The organism is Mycobacterium sp. ITM-2016-00318, assembly GCF_002968285.2.
In the GTDB taxonomy this organism is placed as follows: Bacteria; Actinomycetota; Actinomycetes; order Mycobacteriales; family Mycobacteriaceae; genus Mycobacterium.
On the sequence record NZ_CP134400.1, the window covers coordinates 3374935 to 3392597 of the forward strand.

18 protein-coding genes are annotated in these 17663 nt (G+C 65.6%); 8 read left to right on the plus strand and 10 right to left on the minus strand.

The genetic code is table 11. The annotated features are described in order from the left end of the window. Positions 1-10: 10 nt before the first annotated feature. From C6A82_RS16595 to C6A82_RS16605, 3 genes are read right to left on the minus strand one after another with little or no spacing between them, the layout of a single operon-like run. On the minus strand, positions 11-1771 hold the full coding sequence (locus C6A82_RS16595; RefSeq protein ID WP_105347850.1) for an Hsp70 family protein: 1761 nt from the start codon (positions 1769-1771) through the stop codon (positions 11-13). 59 nt (positions 1772-1830) lie between these two features. Further along, positions 1831-2901 (minus strand): dihydrodipicolinate reductase, encoded by a 1071-nt coding sequence (locus tag C6A82_RS16600; protein ID WP_105347848.1) that lies wholly within the window; start codon positions 2899-2901, stop codon positions 1831-1833. Continuing rightward, the gene (locus tag C6A82_RS16605; protein ID WP_105347846.1) at positions 2898-3650 is read right to left on the minus strand and encodes a potassium channel family protein; all 753 of its coding nucleotides are present in this window, start codon (positions 3648-3650) and stop codon (positions 2898-2900) included. The genes C6A82_RS16600 and C6A82_RS16605 overlap by 4 nt, the downstream gene beginning before the upstream one ends. 58 nt (positions 3651-3708) lie before the next feature. On the opposite strand from C6A82_RS16605, the gene C6A82_RS16610 reads away from it, so the two are divergent. Next, on the plus strand, positions 3709-4449 hold the full coding sequence (locus tag C6A82_RS16610; protein WP_105347844.1) for a 3-oxoacyl-ACP reductase family protein: 741 nt from the start codon (positions 3709-3711) through the stop codon (positions 4447-4449). A 6-nt stretch (positions 4450-4455) separates the two neighbouring features. On the opposite strand, the gene C6A82_RS16615 is transcribed toward C6A82_RS16610, so the two are convergent. After that, complete coding sequence (locus tag C6A82_RS16615) at positions 4456-5010, minus strand: hypothetical protein (protein WP_105347842.1); 555 nt, start codon at positions 5008-5010, stop codon at positions 4456-4458. Positions 5011-5124: 114 nt separating this feature from the next. Here C6A82_RS16615 and C6A82_RS16620 point away from each other — a divergent pair, with 114 nt between their 5' ends. Further along, complete coding sequence (locus tag C6A82_RS16620; RefSeq protein ID WP_105347840.1) at positions 5125-5826, plus strand: sensor domain-containing protein; 702 nt, start codon at positions 5125-5127, stop codon at positions 5824-5826. Continuing rightward, entirely contained in the window at positions 5810-6349 is a 540-nt protein-coding gene (locus tag C6A82_RS16625; RefSeq protein WP_233217102.1) for a septum formation family protein, read from the plus strand. Before C6A82_RS16620 ends, C6A82_RS16625 begins: the two co-directional genes overlap by 17 nt. On the opposite strand, the gene C6A82_RS16630 is transcribed toward C6A82_RS16625, so the two are convergent. Then, on the minus strand, positions 6346-6969 hold the full coding sequence (locus C6A82_RS16630) for a TetR/AcrR family transcriptional regulator (protein WP_105347838.1): 624 nt from the start codon (positions 6967-6969) through the stop codon (positions 6346-6348). The two genes, C6A82_RS16625 and C6A82_RS16630, sit on opposite strands and share 4 nt — an antisense overlap. Beyond that, complete coding sequence (locus C6A82_RS16635) at positions 6966-7517, minus strand: TetR/AcrR family transcriptional regulator (RefSeq protein WP_105347836.1); 552 nt, start codon at positions 7515-7517, stop codon at positions 6966-6968. Before C6A82_RS16635 ends, C6A82_RS16630 begins: the two co-directional genes overlap by 4 nt. Positions 7518-7681: 164 nt before the next feature. Here C6A82_RS16635 and C6A82_RS16640 point away from each other — a divergent pair, with 164 nt between their 5' ends. Continuing rightward, positions 7682-8899, plus strand: a complete 1218-nt coding sequence (locus tag C6A82_RS16640; protein WP_105347835.1) for a cytochrome P450 — start codon at positions 7682-7684, stop codon at positions 8897-8899. Positions 8900-8905: 6 nt separating this feature from the next. Here the strand turns inward: C6A82_RS16640 and C6A82_RS16645 are convergent, their stop codons facing one another. Then, positions 8906-9994 (minus strand): dihydrodipicolinate reductase, encoded by a 1089-nt coding sequence (locus C6A82_RS16645; protein ID WP_105347833.1) that lies wholly within the window; start codon positions 9992-9994, stop codon positions 8906-8908. Then, complete coding sequence (locus C6A82_RS16650; protein ID WP_105347831.1) at positions 9991-11046, minus strand: Rieske 2Fe-2S domain-containing protein; 1056 nt, start codon at positions 11044-11046, stop codon at positions 9991-9993. Before C6A82_RS16650 ends, C6A82_RS16645 begins: the two co-directional genes overlap by 4 nt. A gap of 187 nt (positions 11047-11233) precedes the next feature. Here C6A82_RS16650 and C6A82_RS16655 point away from each other — a divergent pair, with 187 nt between their 5' ends. Genes C6A82_RS16655 through C6A82_RS16670 form a run of 4 tightly spaced genes read left to right on the plus strand, consistent with a single transcriptional unit; the run spans position 11234 to position 16248 of the window. Then, positions 11234-12769: an ABC transporter substrate-binding protein gene (locus tag C6A82_RS16655; RefSeq protein ID WP_396836818.1), complete on the plus strand. Its 1536-nt coding sequence runs from the start codon at positions 11234-11236 to the stop codon at positions 12767-12769. Continuing rightward, on the plus strand, positions 12766-13725 hold the full coding sequence (locus C6A82_RS16660) for an ABC transporter permease (RefSeq protein WP_105347828.1): 960 nt from the start codon (positions 12766-12768) through the stop codon (positions 13723-13725). The genes C6A82_RS16655 and C6A82_RS16660 overlap by 4 nt, the downstream gene beginning before the upstream one ends. Then, positions 13722-14627 carry an ABC transporter permease gene (locus tag C6A82_RS16665; protein ID WP_105347826.1) on the plus strand — a complete coding sequence of 302 codons (906 nt, stop codon included), beginning with the start codon at positions 13722-13724 and terminating at the stop codon, positions 14625-14627. The genes C6A82_RS16660 and C6A82_RS16665 overlap by 4 nt, the downstream gene beginning before the upstream one ends. Before the next feature lie 7 nt (positions 14628-14634). Continuing rightward, positions 14635-16248, plus strand: a complete 1614-nt coding sequence (locus tag C6A82_RS16670; protein WP_105347862.1) for an ABC transporter ATP-binding protein — start codon at positions 14635-14637, stop codon at positions 16246-16248. Between the two features lie 45 nt (positions 16249-16293). Here C6A82_RS16670 and C6A82_RS16675 read toward each other — a convergent pair whose 3' ends face one another. Continuing rightward, the gene (locus C6A82_RS16675) at positions 16294-16794 is read right to left on the minus strand and encodes a DUF427 domain-containing protein (protein WP_105347825.1); all 501 of its coding nucleotides are present in this window, start codon (positions 16792-16794) and stop codon (positions 16294-16296) included. Then, positions 16778-17659 carry an oxygenase MpaB family protein gene (locus tag C6A82_RS16680; RefSeq protein WP_105347823.1) on the minus strand — a complete coding sequence of 294 codons (882 nt, stop codon included), beginning with the start codon at positions 17657-17659 and terminating at the stop codon, positions 16778-16780. The genes C6A82_RS16675 and C6A82_RS16680 overlap by 17 nt, the downstream gene beginning before the upstream one ends. Positions 17660-17663 lie beyond the last annotated feature (4 nt).

Below are 17663 nucleotides of genomic sequence, written 5' to 3' on the forward strand. Positions count from 1 at the left end.
GGACGAGAGCCTAGGGGGCCGGCGGTACCACCGGCGCCGGAACGAATGGCAGGCCGGGGATGGTCGGGTACGGCAGCGTCGGAATGAGCCGCGGGGGCGTCGACGCCGACGACGGCGCCTCCGACGACGGCGGAGGCGGTGGCGGGGCCTCGCTCGTCGGCGGCGGTGGCGGTGGCGCCTCGCTCGTCGGAGGCGGTGGCGGTGGCTCCTGCGAGGCGGTCTGGGGCGCCTCGGTGATCGTCTGGGTCACCGGCGGTGGCGGTGGCGCCTCGCTGGTCGGCGGTGGCGTCTCGCCGACGGCAGGCGGCGGTGCGGGTGCGGTGGTGGTGGTGGTGACGGTCGTCGAGGACGGCGACGGCGTGCTCTCGTCGTTGCGCAGCACGAACCACAACGCCAGCGCAATCGCGAGCAGAACGATGACCAGACCGGCGATCAACAATGCGAAGGGGCTCCGCTTGCCCGCTTCCTCGTAGTTCTCGGTCTCCGGTTCGAACTGCATCAGCGGACGGGGGCCGGCGCCCATCGCGTCGGTGCCGGCCGCGCCCGCGTAGTCGTACGGATCGGTCACTGCGACGACGTCGGGCACCTCGTCAGCCTCGGACCACGCCAGTCCGGAGGACGAGCCCGACCCCATGTCGTCCGGGTGCACCTCCGGTGCCATCTGGGTGGCGCCCATCGCGGCGAGGGCCGCTGCGGTCGGCGGACTCAGAGCGCCTGCCATGGCGGTCGCGCCCTCTTCTGCCGTGCCGCGGATGGCGTTGAGGCCGCCGCCGATCGCCGCGGTCAGCTCGGGGTGCGGGGTGGTGATCACCGGCACCCCGAACCGCTCGGACAGCGTGGTCGTGACGAGCGGTATGCGCGCCCCGCCGCCGGTGGACGCTACCGCGGCCAGTCCTCGGGCGCCGTTGCGGTCCAGCGTCTCCTGAACCGCGGCCGTGAACTCGGCGAGCGGCTGCCGGATCGCGTCGTCGAGCTCGTTACGGGTGAGGCGGACCTCCCCGCGATGGCCGGGCAGATCGGCGACCAGGGAGGTGGCCGCCGACGTCGACAGCCGTTCCTTGGCCCCGCGGCACTGGGCGCGGAGCCGGCTGAGCTGACCGATCGCCGACGTGCCGGTCACATCGATCGAGCCGGCTTCGGACAGTCCCTCCATGACCTGCGTCAGTACCGCCTTGTCGATCAGGTCACCGGACAGGTCGGGGTAGCGGACTGTGTGGCCGATCACCTCATTGCCGTTGCCCGCGTCGACAAGCGTGATGCTGGTTCCGCTGCCCCCGAAATCGCACAGCGCGATCACACCGCTGGTCGGCAGGCCGGGGTCATCGTGCAGCGCGGTGACGGCCGCCCTCGCGTCGGAGACCAACGCGGTGCCGGCGAACTCAGGCATGGGCGCCAGTGCTTCGCGCAGTGCGTCAACGGTGCCCGCACTCCAATGCGCCGGGTGTGTCACGACGAGCGGGTCGACAGCGCCTCGCCCGCTGGTCACTTCGTACAACAGCTCGCGCAGCGCCTCGGCAAGCAGCACCTCACCTCGGTGACTGCTGCCGTCGAGCGCCACGATGCCAACCGGATCGCCGACCCGATCGACGAAGTCGGTGATGATCAGGCCGCGTTCGTCCGAGTTCAGCCGGGGATTCTCGGACGGCACGCCGACCTCGAGGGGCCGGTTCCGAAAAAGGGTCACCACCGCGGACCGCGTCACCGCAGCCCTGCCTACCGCAACAGCCGTCAGGTTGGTGGCACCAACCGACAGCCCAACCCCATCAGCCATCACTTCCCCATCTCACGGGCAACCTTATCGTCCATCTCAGATGCAGTCGCGGGCGTTACTCAGCGAATGGTGCCTGCCCCGGCGATCAGGGGCAGATCCAGAGCGGTCACCCAGCCCGGCGACAGAGCGTTGACTGCTGGTACCGCGTTGAGTGCGCGCATTCCTGTGGCCAGGCAACCCGCGGCCGCGGCGTCTCTGCCGGATCCGTCGGTGAACCGGAAGGCCGTCTCCTGAAAGATGCTTGGCGTCCCTTCGATGTCGACGCGGTACACGTCGTTCTGGCTGCCGGTCGGCCAGTCGGGCGCCGCGTCGTCGCCGATGCGGTTGACGTGCTCCAGTTGAATTCGGGTTTCGCCCTGGTAGATCCCGTTGATGGTGAACCGCACCGCAGCGACGTGGCCTGCCGGGATGACGCCCTTTGCCGACGTGCGTTCGGTGGGAGTCACCCACTTGTCGTAGGTGGTGGTGATCTCGTCGAGCATGATGCCCGCCGCATGCGCGATCATGGGAACCGTTCCGCCCCAGGCAAAGACCAAGATGTCCGGCGTTTCGAGCATCGCCTTCTTCTCCGGCGCCCTGCCGATTCCCATCTCGCGCTCGTAGTCGCCGGTGTAGTTGGTGTAGTCCAGCAATTCGGATGCGCGCACCTTGCGTACCTCCGAGCACAGGCCCATCAGCGTCATCGGAAACAGGTCGTTGGCGAAGCCCGGATCGATACCGGTGGTGAAGCACGATGCTTCGCCCAGCTCGCATGCCTCGGTGATCGGTGCAATCCAGTTCGGCGGGTTCAAGTGCATCGTCGGCCACACCCACGGCGTCATCGAGGTGGAGCAGACGTCGATTCCCGCCCGCAGGAAGCGCACGATCAGCGCGATGTTGTCCTCGGCGTGGGCGGCCGTCGGGCCGTAATGCACGAGCGCGTCGGGTTTGAGGTCGATCAGCGCGTCGACGTCGTCGGTGGCTGTCAGACCGATCGCGGGAAGACCGCAGATCTCGCCGACGTCGCGACCGACCTTGTCGGGACTGCTGACGCCGACCCCGACCAGCTCGAAACCCGGGTGTTTCACCACTTCTGCGATGACCATCTTGCCGACGAAGCCGGTGCCCCACACCACAATTCGCTTGGTCATCGATCGCCCTTCGGTTGTTGATCCGCTCTGTTGTCGCGCAAGAATTCTGCGAGGCTTTGCACCTCGGCTCGCAATTCCGCGATATGAGCCGCGGTGGCGGCCTGGTTCGCCACGTCCTCCTCGCCGACACGCTGCACGATCCAGGACGCCAGCGTTGCGGTGATGATGCCCAGCAAGGTGATGCCTGCGATCATCAGCGCCACCGCGACCAGCCTGCCCTCGGCGGACACCGGCTTGAGATCGCCGTATCCGACCGTCGTCACGGTCGTCATCGCCCACCAGAGCGCATCGCCCAGGTTGTCGATTTCCGAGTTCTTCTCGGGATGGTTGCCCTCGACGTCGAGGATCGCCAGCGACGCCGCGTAGACGATTGCCACGGCACCACAGGCCGTGTAGATGATCACCCGACCGCGGATGGTGTGACCGACGGCGCGCTGAAGCGCGTTGATCACCACCGCCAGGCTCAGCAGGCGCAACGGTCGCAGGAACGGCAGAAGCAGGATCGGCAGCTCCCACATGTGCTTGAGGAACCACGGGCCTCGTGGCTGCGCAAGTGTGAGCCGGACGATGTAGTCGACGATGAACACCGAGAAGATTGCCCACAGCGCCAACTCGATGGCCCGCTCCGCGTCCCCGTGCGGCTGGGCCAGAACTCGGACGGAGTACAACGCGAGGAAGGAGAGCGCGACCGCCACGAGCGGCCACTCGGTGCGCTGCTCGTAGCGCTCAAGCCGGATCTTCGGGCTCATCAACCGCTGACCCTAACCCAGCGGGAATTTCCGTCCTCGTGGTTGGCTTTAACGCAACATGACGAAACTTCAAGATCGACGTGCTCTGGTCACCGGCGCATCGCGTGGCATCGGAGCCGAGATCGTGCGGCGCCTCGCCGCCGACGGCGCCGCCGTCGCCTTCACCTACGGCAGGTCGGCCGCCGAGGCCGAGAAGCTGGTCGCCGAGGTGGCCGCCGACGGCGGGACAGCGGTGGCGATCCAGGCCGACAGCGCCGACGCCGCCGAGGTGGCGAGATCGGTCGACGACGCGGTTGCCCAGCTCGGCGGGCTCGACATCCTGGTCAACAACGCCGGTGTCGCCGTACTGCGGGACATCGAGTCGTTCACCCTCGAGGAGTTCGACCGGCAGCTGGCCATCAACGTCCGTGCGGTCTTCGTCGCGATTCAGCGCGCGGTCCCCCATCTGGGAGCCGACGGCCGCATCATCAACATCGGCAGCATCAACGCCGAGCGGGTGCCCGGGCCTGGCCTGGCGCCTTACGCGATGACCAAGGCCGCGGTCGCAGGCCTCACGCGCGGGTTGGCGCGCGAACTGGGTCCGCGCGGCATCACTGTCAACAATGTGCAGCCCGGCCCCGTCGACACCGATATGAACCCCGATGCGGGCGAATTCGCCGCGCTCGCCAAGCAGCTCATGGCGACGGGCAAGTACGGCCATCCGAGCGACATAGCCGGTGTGGTGAGTTATCTGGCGGGTCCGGACACCGGTTACATCACCGGCGCGAACTGGAACGTGGACGGCGGGTTCACCGTCTAGCGCGATTCACCTACACAGGCGGTTGCCCGCCGGCTCGCACACCAGCGGGTACCTGTCCACGGGGATGGGCAACGGCCTGTCGAAAGTCAGCGTGAACGGCGACTTCTTCATCCCGGCGGGAATCCCGCAGACCGAGTTGTTCAGTGAGGTATGGGTCCCCGTCAGCGTGACGTCGTCGAACTTGTAGGTGTCGACGGTCGGCATGGTGGTGCCGTCCGGGCACATGAGGCCTTCCGCCTTGTTCGTGCTGAGCGTCCACTGTCCGCCGGTGAGGCGGGCGTCGCCGCCCCAGTTCAGGTTCGTCAGGTCGAACGACGACTTGTTTTTCGTCGCGCTGACGACCTTGAGGGTGCAGGCGACCGGCAACTCGAGCGGCTCGCGCAGGTCGCCGACGGTCGGGACGCAGATCGGGTAGATCGTCCACTCCGCGTGCGGCATGCCAGGGGTGTTGAAGGTGTAGATCCCCTCCATGACCTGGTCTGCCGACGAGGGGCCTGCGGTCGCCACGGCGACGCCCGCCAGCACCACGGCAACACCCAGCAGACGAGCGATCGTCCCCATGTCCCTCCTCAGGCCACTGCAAGGAGTATCACAGCGACGCGGGATCGGCAGCAAGGATCGGCCACCGTCCGGCAATCATGACCGCCCGGGGCCGCGTTCTTCTAGACTCCCGCCATGACAAGGCCGCTACCGGTGTTTGCGCTCTGTGTGGCCGTTGCCTTCGCCGTCGTGACGACCGCTTGTACGAGCACCGTGCAAGGCGCCGCTGTCAAGCCCAGTTCGTCCGTGCCGTCGGACGACGTGCCGCCGCTCGAGGAGTCCGCCCTCGACGGCCTCATGCTCAGCAACAGCGCGCTGAACAAGATTTCGGGCGTCGAACTGGAGTCGTTCTATGACTCCGAGGAGATGAACGACAACGCCGATCTGATCTCCGATGTCGAATGTCTTGGCGCGGTCTACCCGGGCGAGGACGCCGTGTACGACGGAATCGACTGGACCGCGATACGCGACGAGTTGCTGCTGGAGGCGAACACCGACGACGACGGCCGGCTCGTCGAGCAGACCCTCGTCCTGTTCGACACCGCCGACAAAGCCGTCGAGTTCTTCGAAGCTTCCGAGGCGAAGTGGCGGGACTGCTCGCAGCGCAAGGACATCGAGGTCGAGAACGGCGGATGGCTGCCCGCCGAGGTCCAGAATGTCGACGACCGGTCCATCTCGTTGAAGGCCGATGTCAGTGGCACCCTCGACGGAACATGCCAACACGCAATGGGTGTCGTATCCAATCTGGTCGTCGAGGGCTTCTCGTGCGATGTGAACGATCATGACGACGCACAGAAGATCGCGTCTCAGCTTCTCGAAGATGCGGGCGAGAAGTAGGGCGGCCGCGCTTTGCGCGTCGTTCGCGGCACTTGAGCTGCTGTCGGCTTGCGCCGCAAAGGATTCGGGCGAGGCACAGCGTGCCGCGTCGGAGTCGACGACGACACCGTCCACGATCGCGTCGTCACCGGCGCCTGCGGGCCCGCGATCGAAGAACTGGTTCGACCTGAAGGTCGGCGACTGCCTGACCGAAATCCCTGCAGTCGATACCGGTGCGGTGACCACCACGGTCGTCGACTGCGCGACACCACATCTGGCGGAGGTCTTTCTGCTGGATCTGGCGGAGGTCTTTCTGCTGGCGCCGCTGGCGGTCAACACGGCGATCGATCAGGTGGCCATGGAGAAGTGCGCGAAGGGATTCGTGGACTACACCGGGCAGCCGTTCGTCGGCGGCCCTTTCGCGGTCACCTACCTGATCGACTCGAATCAGGATCGGACGGCGAACAATCCGAACCCGAGCACCGCAATCTGCTTCCTGCGCAACCCGAACGGTGAGCCGCTGACGGAGTCCGAGCGCTTCTAGGTCGTCCGGTGGCGGTCGACGTAGGTGGCGACCACGTCGGTCAGGGCACGCAACTCGCGACTGACGTCGACGGGCCCCGGCACCGCCATCTTGGCGACCATCGCTCCCATCAACGTCGTCCAGATCACATTGCCGACCGCATCGGCGCGATCGGGCTCGAGCCCGTCTGCGGCGTACCTACCGAGCCGGGTGAGCGTGGTGAACAGCTCGAGCAGATGCTTCTGGTCGGGGTCGGCACGTCCGGAACGGGTCGCGATCAGGATTTCGAGTGCGGCGATCGACGTCGGGCTCAAAAATGCGTCCGCGACCGCGCTGACGACGAGTTCGGCCCTTGCGGGTCCCGCCGTCGACGCCAACTCTGGCTCCATCGCCCGCAACGTCTCCGCCAGCTGGCCGAACCCCTTGTCCACTACGGCCATCAGCAGACCGTCCCTGTCGCCGAAGTGATATTGGATCACGCCCCACGTGACGCCCGCGCGCTCGGTGATGTGCTTGGCGCTCGCGGCACCGAAGCCCTCCTCGTTGACACACCGCACGGTCTCATCGATGACCATCGCCCGTGTTCGGTCAGCCCGCAGTTGCTTGCCGTTGACCGGCCGTCGCGGCGAGATGCCCGTCATGACCCGAACGCCGGGGAGATGAACCTGTCGATCATTTTCTGTTCTATCCCGGGATCCGCGACAGGCCAGTGCAACAGGGACAGCACGACGCGGACTATCCACTGCACCGCCTCGGTGTCGTCGTCGGTCAAGCCGTTGAGGTCGGTGGCCAACCGGGCGACGATCGGTGATTCGGTGAGCCAGGTTTGATCCTGCCCAGCCCGTACCGTGCCGAATGTCGATCGGCCCAGCGGATCCGAGCGAATCTCCTTCAGCGCCACACCGATCGCAGTGACAATGCGTGTCGAACCGGTCATGCCGTCGACGGCACGACGAACCGCCTCGACGATCCGCGCCGCCGACCGTTCCATGACCGCATCGCGGATCTGACGTTTGCCGCCGGCGCACCGGTAGATCGTGGCGCGGGAGCAGTGCACCCGCGACGCGAGAGCGTCGATGTCGAGGGCGTCCATACCGTCGCGCGCGACGAGTTCCGTGGCGGCGGTGTAGATGCGTTCGGCGGCCGCCGTCCGCCGGTCACCGCCGACCAGCCAGTCACTGCGAGTCACGGCTCCAACTTTCTCATGGTGAGACGGATTCTGCTGAAAATCTCAGTCGCCTCCCTGGTCGGGATCGCGACGTGAGAAACCCCGGCTGACGATTCCCGAGCAGCGCTTTTCATGTTTCTTCGACACCATTGACGGCGGTGGCCGGGCGCGCTCAGCCTTGACGAATGCATGAGCGCGACGGCCGTCTGGGCCGTGACCTGTTCGACGACCGCTTCGTCGAGGATCCCTACCCGCTGTACGAGCGCATGCTGGCCGAGGGACCCGTCCACCGGATCGGCGATTCCGTTTTCCATGCGGTATGCAGTTGGGACGCCGTCAACGATGTCGTCGCCCGCCCGCAGGAATTTTCGTCCAACCTCACCGCCACCATGACGTTCCAGGACGGCAAGGTCGGCGAGTTCCCGATGGGCGAACTCGGTGGAGACATTCAGGCGCTCGCGACCGCTGACGATCCGGCGCACGCGGCGCACCGCAAATTGCTGGTGCCGCAACTGGTGGCCAAACGCATCAACGCGCTGGAGTCGTTCGTCGGTGTGGCCGAGGACCTGCTGTGGAACGACGGTGCGAATGACGGGGCCATCGAGTGGATGTCGACGATGGCCAACCGGCTGCCGATGATGGTGGTCGGCCGGTTGATCGGCGTCCCCGACGAGGACAGCGATCAGCTCGGGAAGTGGGGATACGCTGCCACGAAAGTGGTGGAGGGTCTCGTCAGCCAAGACGAACTCTCCGCTGCAGGCGTCGCGGTGATGCAGCTCGCCGGCTACATCATGGACCGCTTCCCGTCGGCGGCCGCCGACCCGAAGGACGACCTGTTCAGCGACATCGCGTTGGCACGCGAAGGAGGAGAACTCGCAGATCTGACGGCACTGAATATGATGGCGACCCTGTTCAGCGCCGGCGGCGAATCGACCGCATCGCTGATCGGATCCGCCGCCTACCTGCTCGCGACCCGACCGGACATTCAGCGGCGGATACGCGCAAGCCCGGATCTGCTGACCGCATTCCTCGAAGAAGTGCTGAGATACGAGCCTCCGTTTCGCGGTCATTACCGGCATGTAGTCAACGACACGTCGCTCGCAGGGGTCGACATTGCTGCGGGATCGCGCCTTCTACTGCTGTGGGGTGCGGCCAACAGGGACCCGTCGCATTTTCCGCATGCCAATGACTTTCGGCTTGACCGCGTCAGCGGCAAGGCGCACATCTCGTTCGGCAAAGGCGCGCACTTCTGCGTCGGTGCCGCGCTCGCGCGCATGGAGGCGAGGATCGTCATCGGCCGGCTGCTCGAGCGCACCACGTGGGTCGAAGCGCAGGCGGCAAGCCGCTGGCTGCCCAGCCTGCTGGTGCGACGACTCGAGCATCTGGAACTCACCGTCGCTTGAACCTGCTCACAGTTTGAACCGACCGGCGAACCCGCGCAGCGGCAGCTCCGCACTGGTCATCAGTCCGGGCGGCGCCGCGACCACCGACCTGACCGCGGCGAGCGCAGGCATCCCGGTGACGGTCATTCCTATCGACGCGAAGTTCTCCGGGTTGGACAGGTCGACACCGGGTTTCGGGAAGATCATGTGCTTGTTGTAGATGCACGGGTCGCCCTTGATCTGGGTGATGTAACAACCCTTGATTTCCCAGCTCGGGTCCGTGTGCGGAGTCATCTGCCATTCGAGGTGCGTTTCGACCCTCGGCACGCCGTCGACCATGCCTTGGTACTTGATGTAATTGCCACCGAGTGAACCCTTCGGCAACGTGTACCAGCCGAGGTCGACGTCCTTGGTGCAGGCACCCAGCTCGTAGCTGAACTTCACCTCGTCGAGTGCCAGGTCGAAGCAGTCGGCCATCATGAGCACGCTGTCGGCGAAGACGCGCGTGTACTTCTCCAGCTTTCCCGGGATGCTCGGATCGTCAACGGGCAGACCGTAACCGACCTCGATCCAGGTGTCCTTGCTGTGATGGCAGGAAACGTCGACCGATTCGATCGTCGTGACGTTCTCGATTTCGGCGACATCCGCCGAACACACGACACCGAGGATCTGATTCAGGCCGGGATTCATCCCCGTGCCGTAGAACGTGGCCCCGCCCTTGTCACAGGCCTCGGCCAACAGCTGCGAGACCGGCTTTCCCGACGGATGCGGATGGTTGGTGTCGCGGTGCCAGCCGGTGATCCAGTCGGCTGTGGTGACGATGTCGATCCCCGCCTCGAGTACCTGTACATACAGATCCTCGTCGGGGAAGACGCCGTGGAACGTCAGTACATCGGGTTTCGCAGCGATGATCTCCTCGACGGTGCCGGTGGCTGTCACACCGTTGGGCGCGAGTCCCGCGAGTTCGCCTGCATCTCTGCCGACTTTGTCCGGCGAGTAGCAGTGCACGCCGATGAGTTCGAGATCGGGTCGGTCGGCGATGCGCTTGATCATCTCCGAGCCGACATTGCCGGTCGCGACCTGAAACACCCGGATCGGCTTGTCGGTGGGACTCATTCGGTTCGGCCTTTCTGTGCATACACTTCGGCGGCGCTACCGCCGATGCAATCGTTTTCAGTGCTCCTCGCGTCCGCGCTGGGATAGAACTGCTTGGCCCAGTTGCGGATGGCGGTGAAGCCCTGCTGTTCGGCGCCTGCGAGCGCGGGTGGGTCCGAATAGCGTTGGTGGCACCAGATGTGGATGTCCTGGGTGAACTGGCGGATGATCTCGTCGCCGAATTCGCGCGCCTTGACTTCGGCCTTCGGCGAGTCGTCGCCTGCTCGCCTGCCGATGTAGACCATGAAGCGGACGTCGGAGGTGCGGTCGTCGACGGGCGTGATGGCCGAGATCGTGCGGTTGTCGACCATGCCCCAGCTCTTCGTCACGGCGATGCCGAGGCCGCCGTTGATCGCCTCGACGCCGCTGCGGACATCGTCGATGGTCTGGTTCTCGTCGCCCTCGAAGGTGATCGTGAAATCGACGTAGGACACCGGTTCGTCGAAATCGTGGCGGGTGAACACCGGGACGATGGGAGTCTGGTGCACATATTTGAAATGGGCGAAGTCGACGCCGTTTTCGAGAACGTACTGCGGATGCATCTCCAGCCCTTCGCGGTACAACCGTTGCTGCGGGTAGTAGTCAGCGGCGCTGCTGCCGTCGGAGAAGCCCGCGAAGATGTCGGGTGCGTCGAAGTACGGATCTCCCCCGTCGACGTCATGCCAGATATAGACCGACTCGTTGCGCTCGACGACCGGAAATGTTCGGATGCGACGACCGCGGTTGGGCCGGTCCTGATACGGGATACAGACGTTGCGGCCATCGTGATTCCACTGCCATCCGTGGAACGGACACTGCAGGACCTCCCCCACGACGTGTCCGCCGTAGCCGAGGTGGGCGCCGAGGTGTTCGCAGTAGGCGTCCATCACCGTCAGCTGTCCCGACTCTGCGCGCCACGCCACCAGTTCGCGCCCGAAGTAGGTCATTCGGTGTACATCGCCGACCTTGACCTCGTCTGACCAGGCAACTTGGAACCATCCGGTGGGCGTCATCGACAGCGGAGGTTTGGCCATGGCTCAGAATCATAGAGCATTCAATGTAAACGGTGAACCCCTCACCAGACCGCGCCGAAATGGCATTCCAGCAGCAGAAGTTCGAGTGAGGCCCTGCGTATACGCAGTTTCGCGGAAGTGAGTGCGCGTTACGATCCCAGTCCATGCCGGGTAGTTACCGGCGGGCCGACGATTCGGGGTGATGACCATGTGGAGAGCGGCGATGTGGTGCGCCGCCGTCTTCACCGCATGGCTGATGCTTGCCCTCATCGCCTGCTCACCCGGCGAGAAGGTCGATCTCGGAGGCGACTCCTCTGGCCGCCTCATCGCCGCGATCGGCGGTGAGCCCGACCAACTCGACCCGAACAAGACGAGCGCCTACTTCTCCTTCGAGGTCCTCGAGAACGTTTACGACACACTGGTCGAACCGGACGCAGGCTTGCAGATGCGACCCGCGCTAGCGGAATCATGGGATGTCACGCCGGATCAGCTGACGTGGACTTTCCGCTTGCGGCCGGGTGTCACATTCCACGACGGCAGCCCGCTGACCGCCGACGACGTCGTGTTCACCTACCGCCGCATCATCGACGAGGAACTGTCGAACGTCGACAAACTGAGCGCCGTCGCCGACATCCGTGCGACGAACCCGTCGACGGTCGTCATCCGGCTCAAACAACCCTCGCCGAACCTGTTGACCAACCTCGGCGGCTTCAAGGGCATGGCGATCGTGCAACGCAAGAACGTCGAAAGCGGTCAGATCGCCACCCACCCGATCGGGACGGGACCGTTCTCGTTCCAGCAGCAGAAGAGCGGCGACTCCATCACGCTGAACGCCAACCCCGACTACTGGGACGGCGCGCCGAAGGTCTCGGGCGTCACGTTCCGATTCATCCCCGAGAAGTCGACCGCGCTCTCGGCGCTGCAGGCAGGCGAAATCGACTGGACCGACTCGATTCCCACCCAGCGCGTCAACCAGCTCTCCGACGACGACTCCGTCAACCTCGCGGTCGTGCCGAGCAACGACTACTGGTACCTCGCGCTCAACGAGGCGCGCAAACCGTGGAACGACGTGCGCGTCCGACAGGCGATCGCCTACGCGATCGACCGGGAGGCGATCGTGACGGCCACCAGCTACGGCACCGCCGCCAACAACCAGCTCGCAATACCCAAGGGCAATTACTGGTACACCGAATACAGCCGGTACCGCTACGACATCGCCCAGGCCAAGCGCCTACTCTCCGAGGCCGACGCGTCACCGCAGGATCTCGACATGCTCGTTACCAACGAGTACCCGGAGACGGTGACCGCCGCGCAGATCATCGCCGATAACCTTGCCCCGCTGGGCATCACGGTGAACATAAGAACGGTTGACTTCGCCACCTGGCTGGATGAACAGAACAGCGGACACTTCGACATGCTCATGATGGGCTGGCTGGGCAACATCGACCCCGACGACTTCTACTACGCGCAGCACCACACAAAGGGCACAAGCAATGCGCAGAAGTTCTCCAACCCCGAGGTCGACAAGCTGCTGGATGCCGGTCGCGTGGAGACGAACCAGGATGCGCGCGCAGCGATCTACCGCAAGGCGGCGACCACCATCGCCGACGAAGTCAGCTACATCTACCTGTACAACCCTTCGGTGATCCAGGCGTGGAACAAGAACATGTCCGGGTATGAAGCGCGTCGCGACAAGGCGATTCGGTTCCGCACCGCAAGCATCAGCGAAGGTAGGACCCAATGATGTCCAGTCCAGTGCTGCGGTTCGTGGCGCGCCGATTGCTGTATTCGATCGTCGTGATGATCGGCGTTCTCATCGTCGTCTTCATGCTCGTGCACCTGGTGCCTGGCGACCCCGTCCGAATCGCGCTCGGCACCCGGTATACGCCGCAGGCATACGACGCACTGCGCGCCGCAAGCGGTTTGGACCGGCCGATCGTCGAACAGTTCTTCGGCTACATCGGATCGGCGCTCACCGGAGACCTCGGTGTCAGCTTCCGCAACGGCGACCCGGTCACGCTGACCTTGCTCGAACGCCTGCCCGCCACGGTGTCACTCGCGGTCGTCGGCATAGTCATCGCACTGCTCATCGCGCTGCCCGCGGGGGTCTGGTCGGCGCTGCACGAGGGCCGCGTCAGCGACGCGATCGTGCGGATCACAAGTCAATTCGGAGTTTCGGTTCCGGACTTCTGGATGGGGATTCTGCTGATCGCCTTGTTCGCATCGACACTGCACTGGCTTCCGACGTCTGGATATCGACCGCTTTTCGACGACCCTGGCGGCTGGCTGCGGCACATCGTTCTTCCCGGCCTGACGGTCGGGCTCGTCGCCGCCGCCATCATGACCCGCTACATCAGGGCCGCGGTGTTGGAAGTCGCCGCCATGGGCTATGTGCGCACCGCACGGTCGAAGGGTCTGTCGCCGCGGGTGGTCACGATGAGGCACACCGTGCGGAACGCCGCCATACCGGTGCTGACCATCACCGGCATCCAGCTCGCGACTATCTTGGGAGGCGTCATCGTCGTCGAGGTGGTGTTCGCGTGGCCGGGGCTCGGCCGGCTGGTGTTCAACGCCGTTGCCGCGCGCGACTATCCGGTGATCCAGGGCGCGGTGCTGCTCATCGCCGCGCTGTTCCTTCTCATCAACCTCATCGTCGACCTGCTCTACGCCGTGGTTGATCCCAGGATTCGGCTGTCATGACGGCGACTCCGCCCACCGACACGTCACCCGTCGACGAGCGGGCCCGGCTGTCGTCCTGGCGGCTGCTGGCAAGCAATCCGATCACGGTGGTGAGCGCAGTCGTTCTCGCAATCGTGGCCGTCGTCGCATTGACGGCCCAATGGATCGTGCCGTTCGGGATCAACGACGTCGACGTGCCGAACGCGCTCCGGCCGCCGAGCGGTCAACATTGGTTCGGCACCGACGAACTCGGCCGCGACGTGCTGTCCCGAGTGCTGGTGGCGGTGCAGGCCTCGATGCGGGTCGCGGTGGTCAGCGTCGCGTTCGCGGTGATCGTCGGCGTGACGATCGGCGTCATCGCCGGCTACCGCGGCGGCTGGCTCGACACGGTCGTGATGCGGATCGTGGACGTGATGTTCGCCTTCCCTGTGCTGCTGCTCGCGTTGGCGGTCGTAGCGATACTCGGTCCCGGCGTGACAACCACGATCCTCGCGATCGGCATCGTGTACACGCCGATATTCGCCCGCGTCGCACGAGCCAGCACGCTGAGCGTGCGAGTGGAGCCCTTCGTGCAGGTGTCACGCACGATGGGCACCGGCCACCTGTACATGCTCGTCCGCCACATCCTGCCCAACATCGCCGGCCCTCTGGTCGTGCAGACCTCGCTGTCGCTCGCCTTCGCGATTCTGTCGGAGGCCGCACTGTCGTTCCTGGGCCTCGGCATCCAGCCGCCTGAGCCCTCACTGGGCAGGATGATCTTCGACTCACAGGGATTCGTCACACTCGCCTGGTGGATGGCGGTCTTCCCCGGAGCCGCCATCGTCGTCACCGTGTTGGCGTTCAACCTGCTCGGCGACGGCTTGCGTGATGTTTTGGATCCCAAGCAGCGCACAATGATCGAAGCTCGGAGGCGAAGTGGCTGACCCGGTCATGAGCGTCAGCGACCTCGATGTACGGATCGGCGGGCGCGAGATCGTCCGAGGCGTCTCGTTCGACGTCGAGCGCGAGTCGACGCTTGGCATCGTCGGCGAATCGGGTTCGGGCAAGTCGATGACCGTGCTGGCCGCGACGGGACTTCTCGACGCTCCAGGCGCGAGGGTCAGCGGTTCGAGCACGATCATAGGCAAGGGCGACTCGGCGCCGACCCAACTCGTCGGCGCCTCGGCGCGTGTGCTGCGCGAAATCCACGGCGGCCGGATCGGTTTCGTCTTCCAGGACCCAGGTACCTCACTGAACCCTCTGCTGACGGTCGAGCGGCAGATCACCGAATCCCTCGAAGCCCATCGCAAAATGAGCAGACGGCAGGCGAATGGCCGCGCGCTGGAACTGATCGAGGCGGTCGGCCTACCCGACCCGCAGACGCGTCTGCGGTCCTACCCCCACCAGTTGTCGGGTGGACAGCGACAGCGGGTGATGATCGCGATCGCGCTGGCCTGTGACCCGGAGCTGCTGATCGCCGATGAGCCGACCACCTCGCTGGACGTCACGACGCAATCCCAGATCATCGACCTGGTGCGCACTCTGCAGCGGGATTTCGGCACCGCGGTGGTGTGGATCAGCCACGACCTCGGGGTGATCGGCCAGGTGGCCGACGACGTGACCGTGCTGCAGAACGGCGACGTCGTCGAGCAGGCGCCGATCCTCGACGTTTTCGACAACCCGCAGCAGGCCTACACTAGGGAACTCCTGGCCGCGCGGCCAATGATCGGTGCCTCCATGCCACCGGCCGCAGACGCCGACGCGCCGGTGCTGCTCGAGGTTCAAGGACTCGACGTGCGCTTCCCCGTGAGCACTCCGACCGGCAGGTCGACCGTCCACGCGGTGAAGGACGTCAGCTTCGGAATCCGACGTGGAGCCACGCTGGGGCTGGTCGGCGAGTCAGGTTCGGGCAAGTCGACGGTGGCGGCCGCCCTGACCGGACTCGTCGCACCGGACGGCGGCACAGCGTCGTTGGACGGAATCGACGTGTTCGATGTCCGCGGCAACGCGGAGAAGACACTGCGCAGACGCATCAGCCTCGTGTTCCAGGATCCGTTCTCGTCGCTCAATCCGAGGGTTCGCGTCGCAACGGCAGTCGCAGAACCCCTTCGTGTGCATCGTCTCGCGAAGGGGAAGCAGGCGCGCCGGGAGCGGGTCGAGGAGCTGCTGGAACTGGTCGGCTTGTCCGCACCGTTCGCGTCGCGCTACCCGCACGAGTTGTCCGGCGGCCAACGTCAGCGCGTCAGCATCGCCCGAGCCCTGGCCACCGAACCAGACTTGTTGATCCTCGATGAATCGACCGCATCACTTGATGTATCCGTCCAGTCGCGCGTACTCGACCTGCTCGCCGACCTGCAGCGCGATCTGCATCTGACCTATCTGTTCATCGGACACGACCTTGCGGTCATTCAACGGATGAGCCATGACGTGCTCGTCATGCGGGACGGCGCTGTGGTCGAGTACCGGCCTGCGACGGAGATCTTCGCCTCCCCGGAGCAGGAGTACACCCGCGCGCTGCTGGCAGCGGTACCGCCGGCCCGACCCCGCGCGGCGACTTCCGGCTGATCGGTCCAGACGCACGGGGCCATGTCGCGCGGCCAGCAGGCGTGGTCACCAACCCATCGATCCCGGGATGCCCTTGAACGGCCCTGTGATCGCGCTGGTCACCCAGCCGCCGTAGAAACCCCCGGGCTGCGGTGTGACGGTCTCGCCGTTGACTGTGCAGCGATCGACCGCACCGGCCATCACCGCTACGCCACCGGCAAGCGGTTCGAACCCGGCGGTCGGATGTGGATACGTCCAGGCGGCCTTCAGGGCGACCGTGGTGTCGCTCAGCAGGTGGAAGTAGCTCGCCTGCCCCTTCCATTCACACCAGGACGAGCCCGATGCAGGGCGCAGCACTCCCGGCGAAAAGCAATCGCGGGGCAGGTAATAGGTCGGCGGATGACTGGTCTCGAGGACCCGCCATCCTCGGTTCGTCGACGCGACGGTGCGCCCGCCGAGTTCGACCGTGATGGTGCCGCCGAACTCCTCCAACCGAGGAGGACGCGGATAGTCCCAGACCGATTCCCGGCCCGGCCCGGGCTTGTCCGGCTCAGGCCGCCGAATCATTGTCCGCCTGAGCCGGTGTCATCACCCATCGGATCCCGCCGACGACGACATTGCCCGCCATCTTGATCACGGTGGCCTCTACCGGAGGAACGTAGGGCAGCCACAGTGGCGCGCGCGCCCATGCCGGTAACAGCGAGATCGAGGTCGCGGCCAGAACTCCGTACGGTCCGCGCATCACCAGCGGCAGCGGAGGCGTCAGCAACAAGAACTTCGCAGCATCCCTGGCCGACGCCGTGCTGCGGAGCTCGGGACGATAGGCGGAGATTCGTTGCCGCAGTTGCGCTTCGGTACGCGGCGGATCAGCGACACCGAGCGCTTCGGCGACGCGCGCGGTGTCGGCCACATAGCCGTCGCGGCCGTCCTGGTCCAACGGAGCAGCGCCGTAATGCTGGTGTGCCTGCAGGAAGCTGTCGACTTCCGCGATGTGCACCCACTCCAACAGGTGCGGGTCCGACGCGGCATACGGCGTGCCGTCGGGCGCCACACCGTGCACCCGCCGATGTATTCCGCGCACCTTGTCGACCGCGCGTTGGGCGTCATCTGCGGTGCCGAAGGTCGTGACGGCGAGGAAGGTGCTGGTGCGCTGCAATCGGCCCCACGGGTCGCCCCGGTAATCGGAGTGTTCGGCAACGCCGGCCATGGCGAGCGGGTGCAGCGATTGAAGTAGCAACGCCCGCAGGCCGCCGACGTACATGGAGGCGTCGCCGTGTACGCGCCGGATGGGGCGGTCCGCTGCGAACCAGCGCGGACCAGGAGTGTCGTGGATGCGGGCCCTGTTCACGGCGCCGTCCGGTCCCGCGACCAGTCCGAACAGGGCCCGACCCAGGCCGGCACGCACTCCGCCGAGATCGTTGCGCAGGGACATGCCT

Bases quoted from the DNA above. Each gene is read 5' to 3' on its own strand.
- C6A82_RS16595 (WP_105347850.1), bottom strand. From the start codon at position 1,771: ATGGCTGATGGGGTTGGGCTGTCGGTTGGTGCCACCAACCTGACGGCT.
- C6A82_RS16600 (WP_105347848.1), bottom strand. From the start codon at position 2,901: ATGACCAAGCGAATTGTGGTGTGGGGCACCGGCTTCGTCGGCAAGATG.
- C6A82_RS16605 (WP_105347846.1), bottom strand. From the start codon at position 3,650: ATGAGCCCGAAGATCCGGCTTGAGCGCTACGAGCAGCGCACCGAGTGG.
- C6A82_RS16610 (WP_105347844.1), top strand. From the start codon at position 3,709: ATGACGAAACTTCAAGATCGACGTGCTCTGGTCACCGGCGCATCGCGT.
- C6A82_RS16615 (WP_105347842.1), bottom strand. From the start codon at position 5,010: ATGGGGACGATCGCTCGTCTGCTGGGTGTTGCCGTGGTGCTGGCGGGC.
- C6A82_RS16620 (WP_105347840.1), top strand. From the start codon at position 5,125: ATGACAAGGCCGCTACCGGTGTTTGCGCTCTGTGTGGCCGTTGCCTTC.
- C6A82_RS16625 (WP_233217102.1), top strand. From the start codon at position 5,810: ATGCGGGCGAGAAGTAGGGCGGCCGCGCTTTGCGCGTCGTTCGCGGCA.
- C6A82_RS16630 (WP_105347838.1), bottom strand. From the start codon at position 6,969: ATGACGGGCATCTCGCCGCGACGGCCGGTCAACGGCAAGCAACTGCGG.
- C6A82_RS16640 (WP_105347835.1), top strand. From the start codon at position 7,682: ATGCATGAGCGCGACGGCCGTCTGGGCCGTGACCTGTTCGACGACCGC.
- C6A82_RS16645 (WP_105347833.1), bottom strand. From the start codon at position 9,994: ATGAGTCCCACCGACAAGCCGATCCGGGTGTTTCAGGTCGCGACCGGC.
- C6A82_RS16650 (WP_105347831.1), bottom strand. From the start codon at position 11,046: ATGGCCAAACCTCCGCTGTCGATGACGCCCACCGGATGGTTCCAAGTT.
- C6A82_RS16655 (WP_396836818.1), top strand. From the start codon at position 11,234: ATGTGGAGAGCGGCGATGTGGTGCGCCGCCGTCTTCACCGCATGGCTG.
- C6A82_RS16660 (WP_105347828.1), top strand. From the start codon at position 12,766: ATGATGTCCAGTCCAGTGCTGCGGTTCGTGGCGCGCCGATTGCTGTAT.
- C6A82_RS16665 (WP_105347826.1), top strand. From the start codon at position 13,722: ATGACGGCGACTCCGCCCACCGACACGTCACCCGTCGACGAGCGGGCC.
- C6A82_RS16670 (WP_105347862.1), top strand. From the start codon at position 14,635: ATGAGCGTCAGCGACCTCGATGTACGGATCGGCGGGCGCGAGATCGTC.
- C6A82_RS16675 (WP_105347825.1), bottom strand. From the start codon at position 16,794: ATGATTCGGCGGCCTGAGCCGGACAAGCCCGGGCCGGGCCGGGAATCG.
- C6A82_RS16680 (WP_105347823.1), bottom strand. From the start codon at position 17,659: ATGTCCCTGCGCAACGATCTCGGCGGAGTGCGTGCCGGCCTGGGTCGG.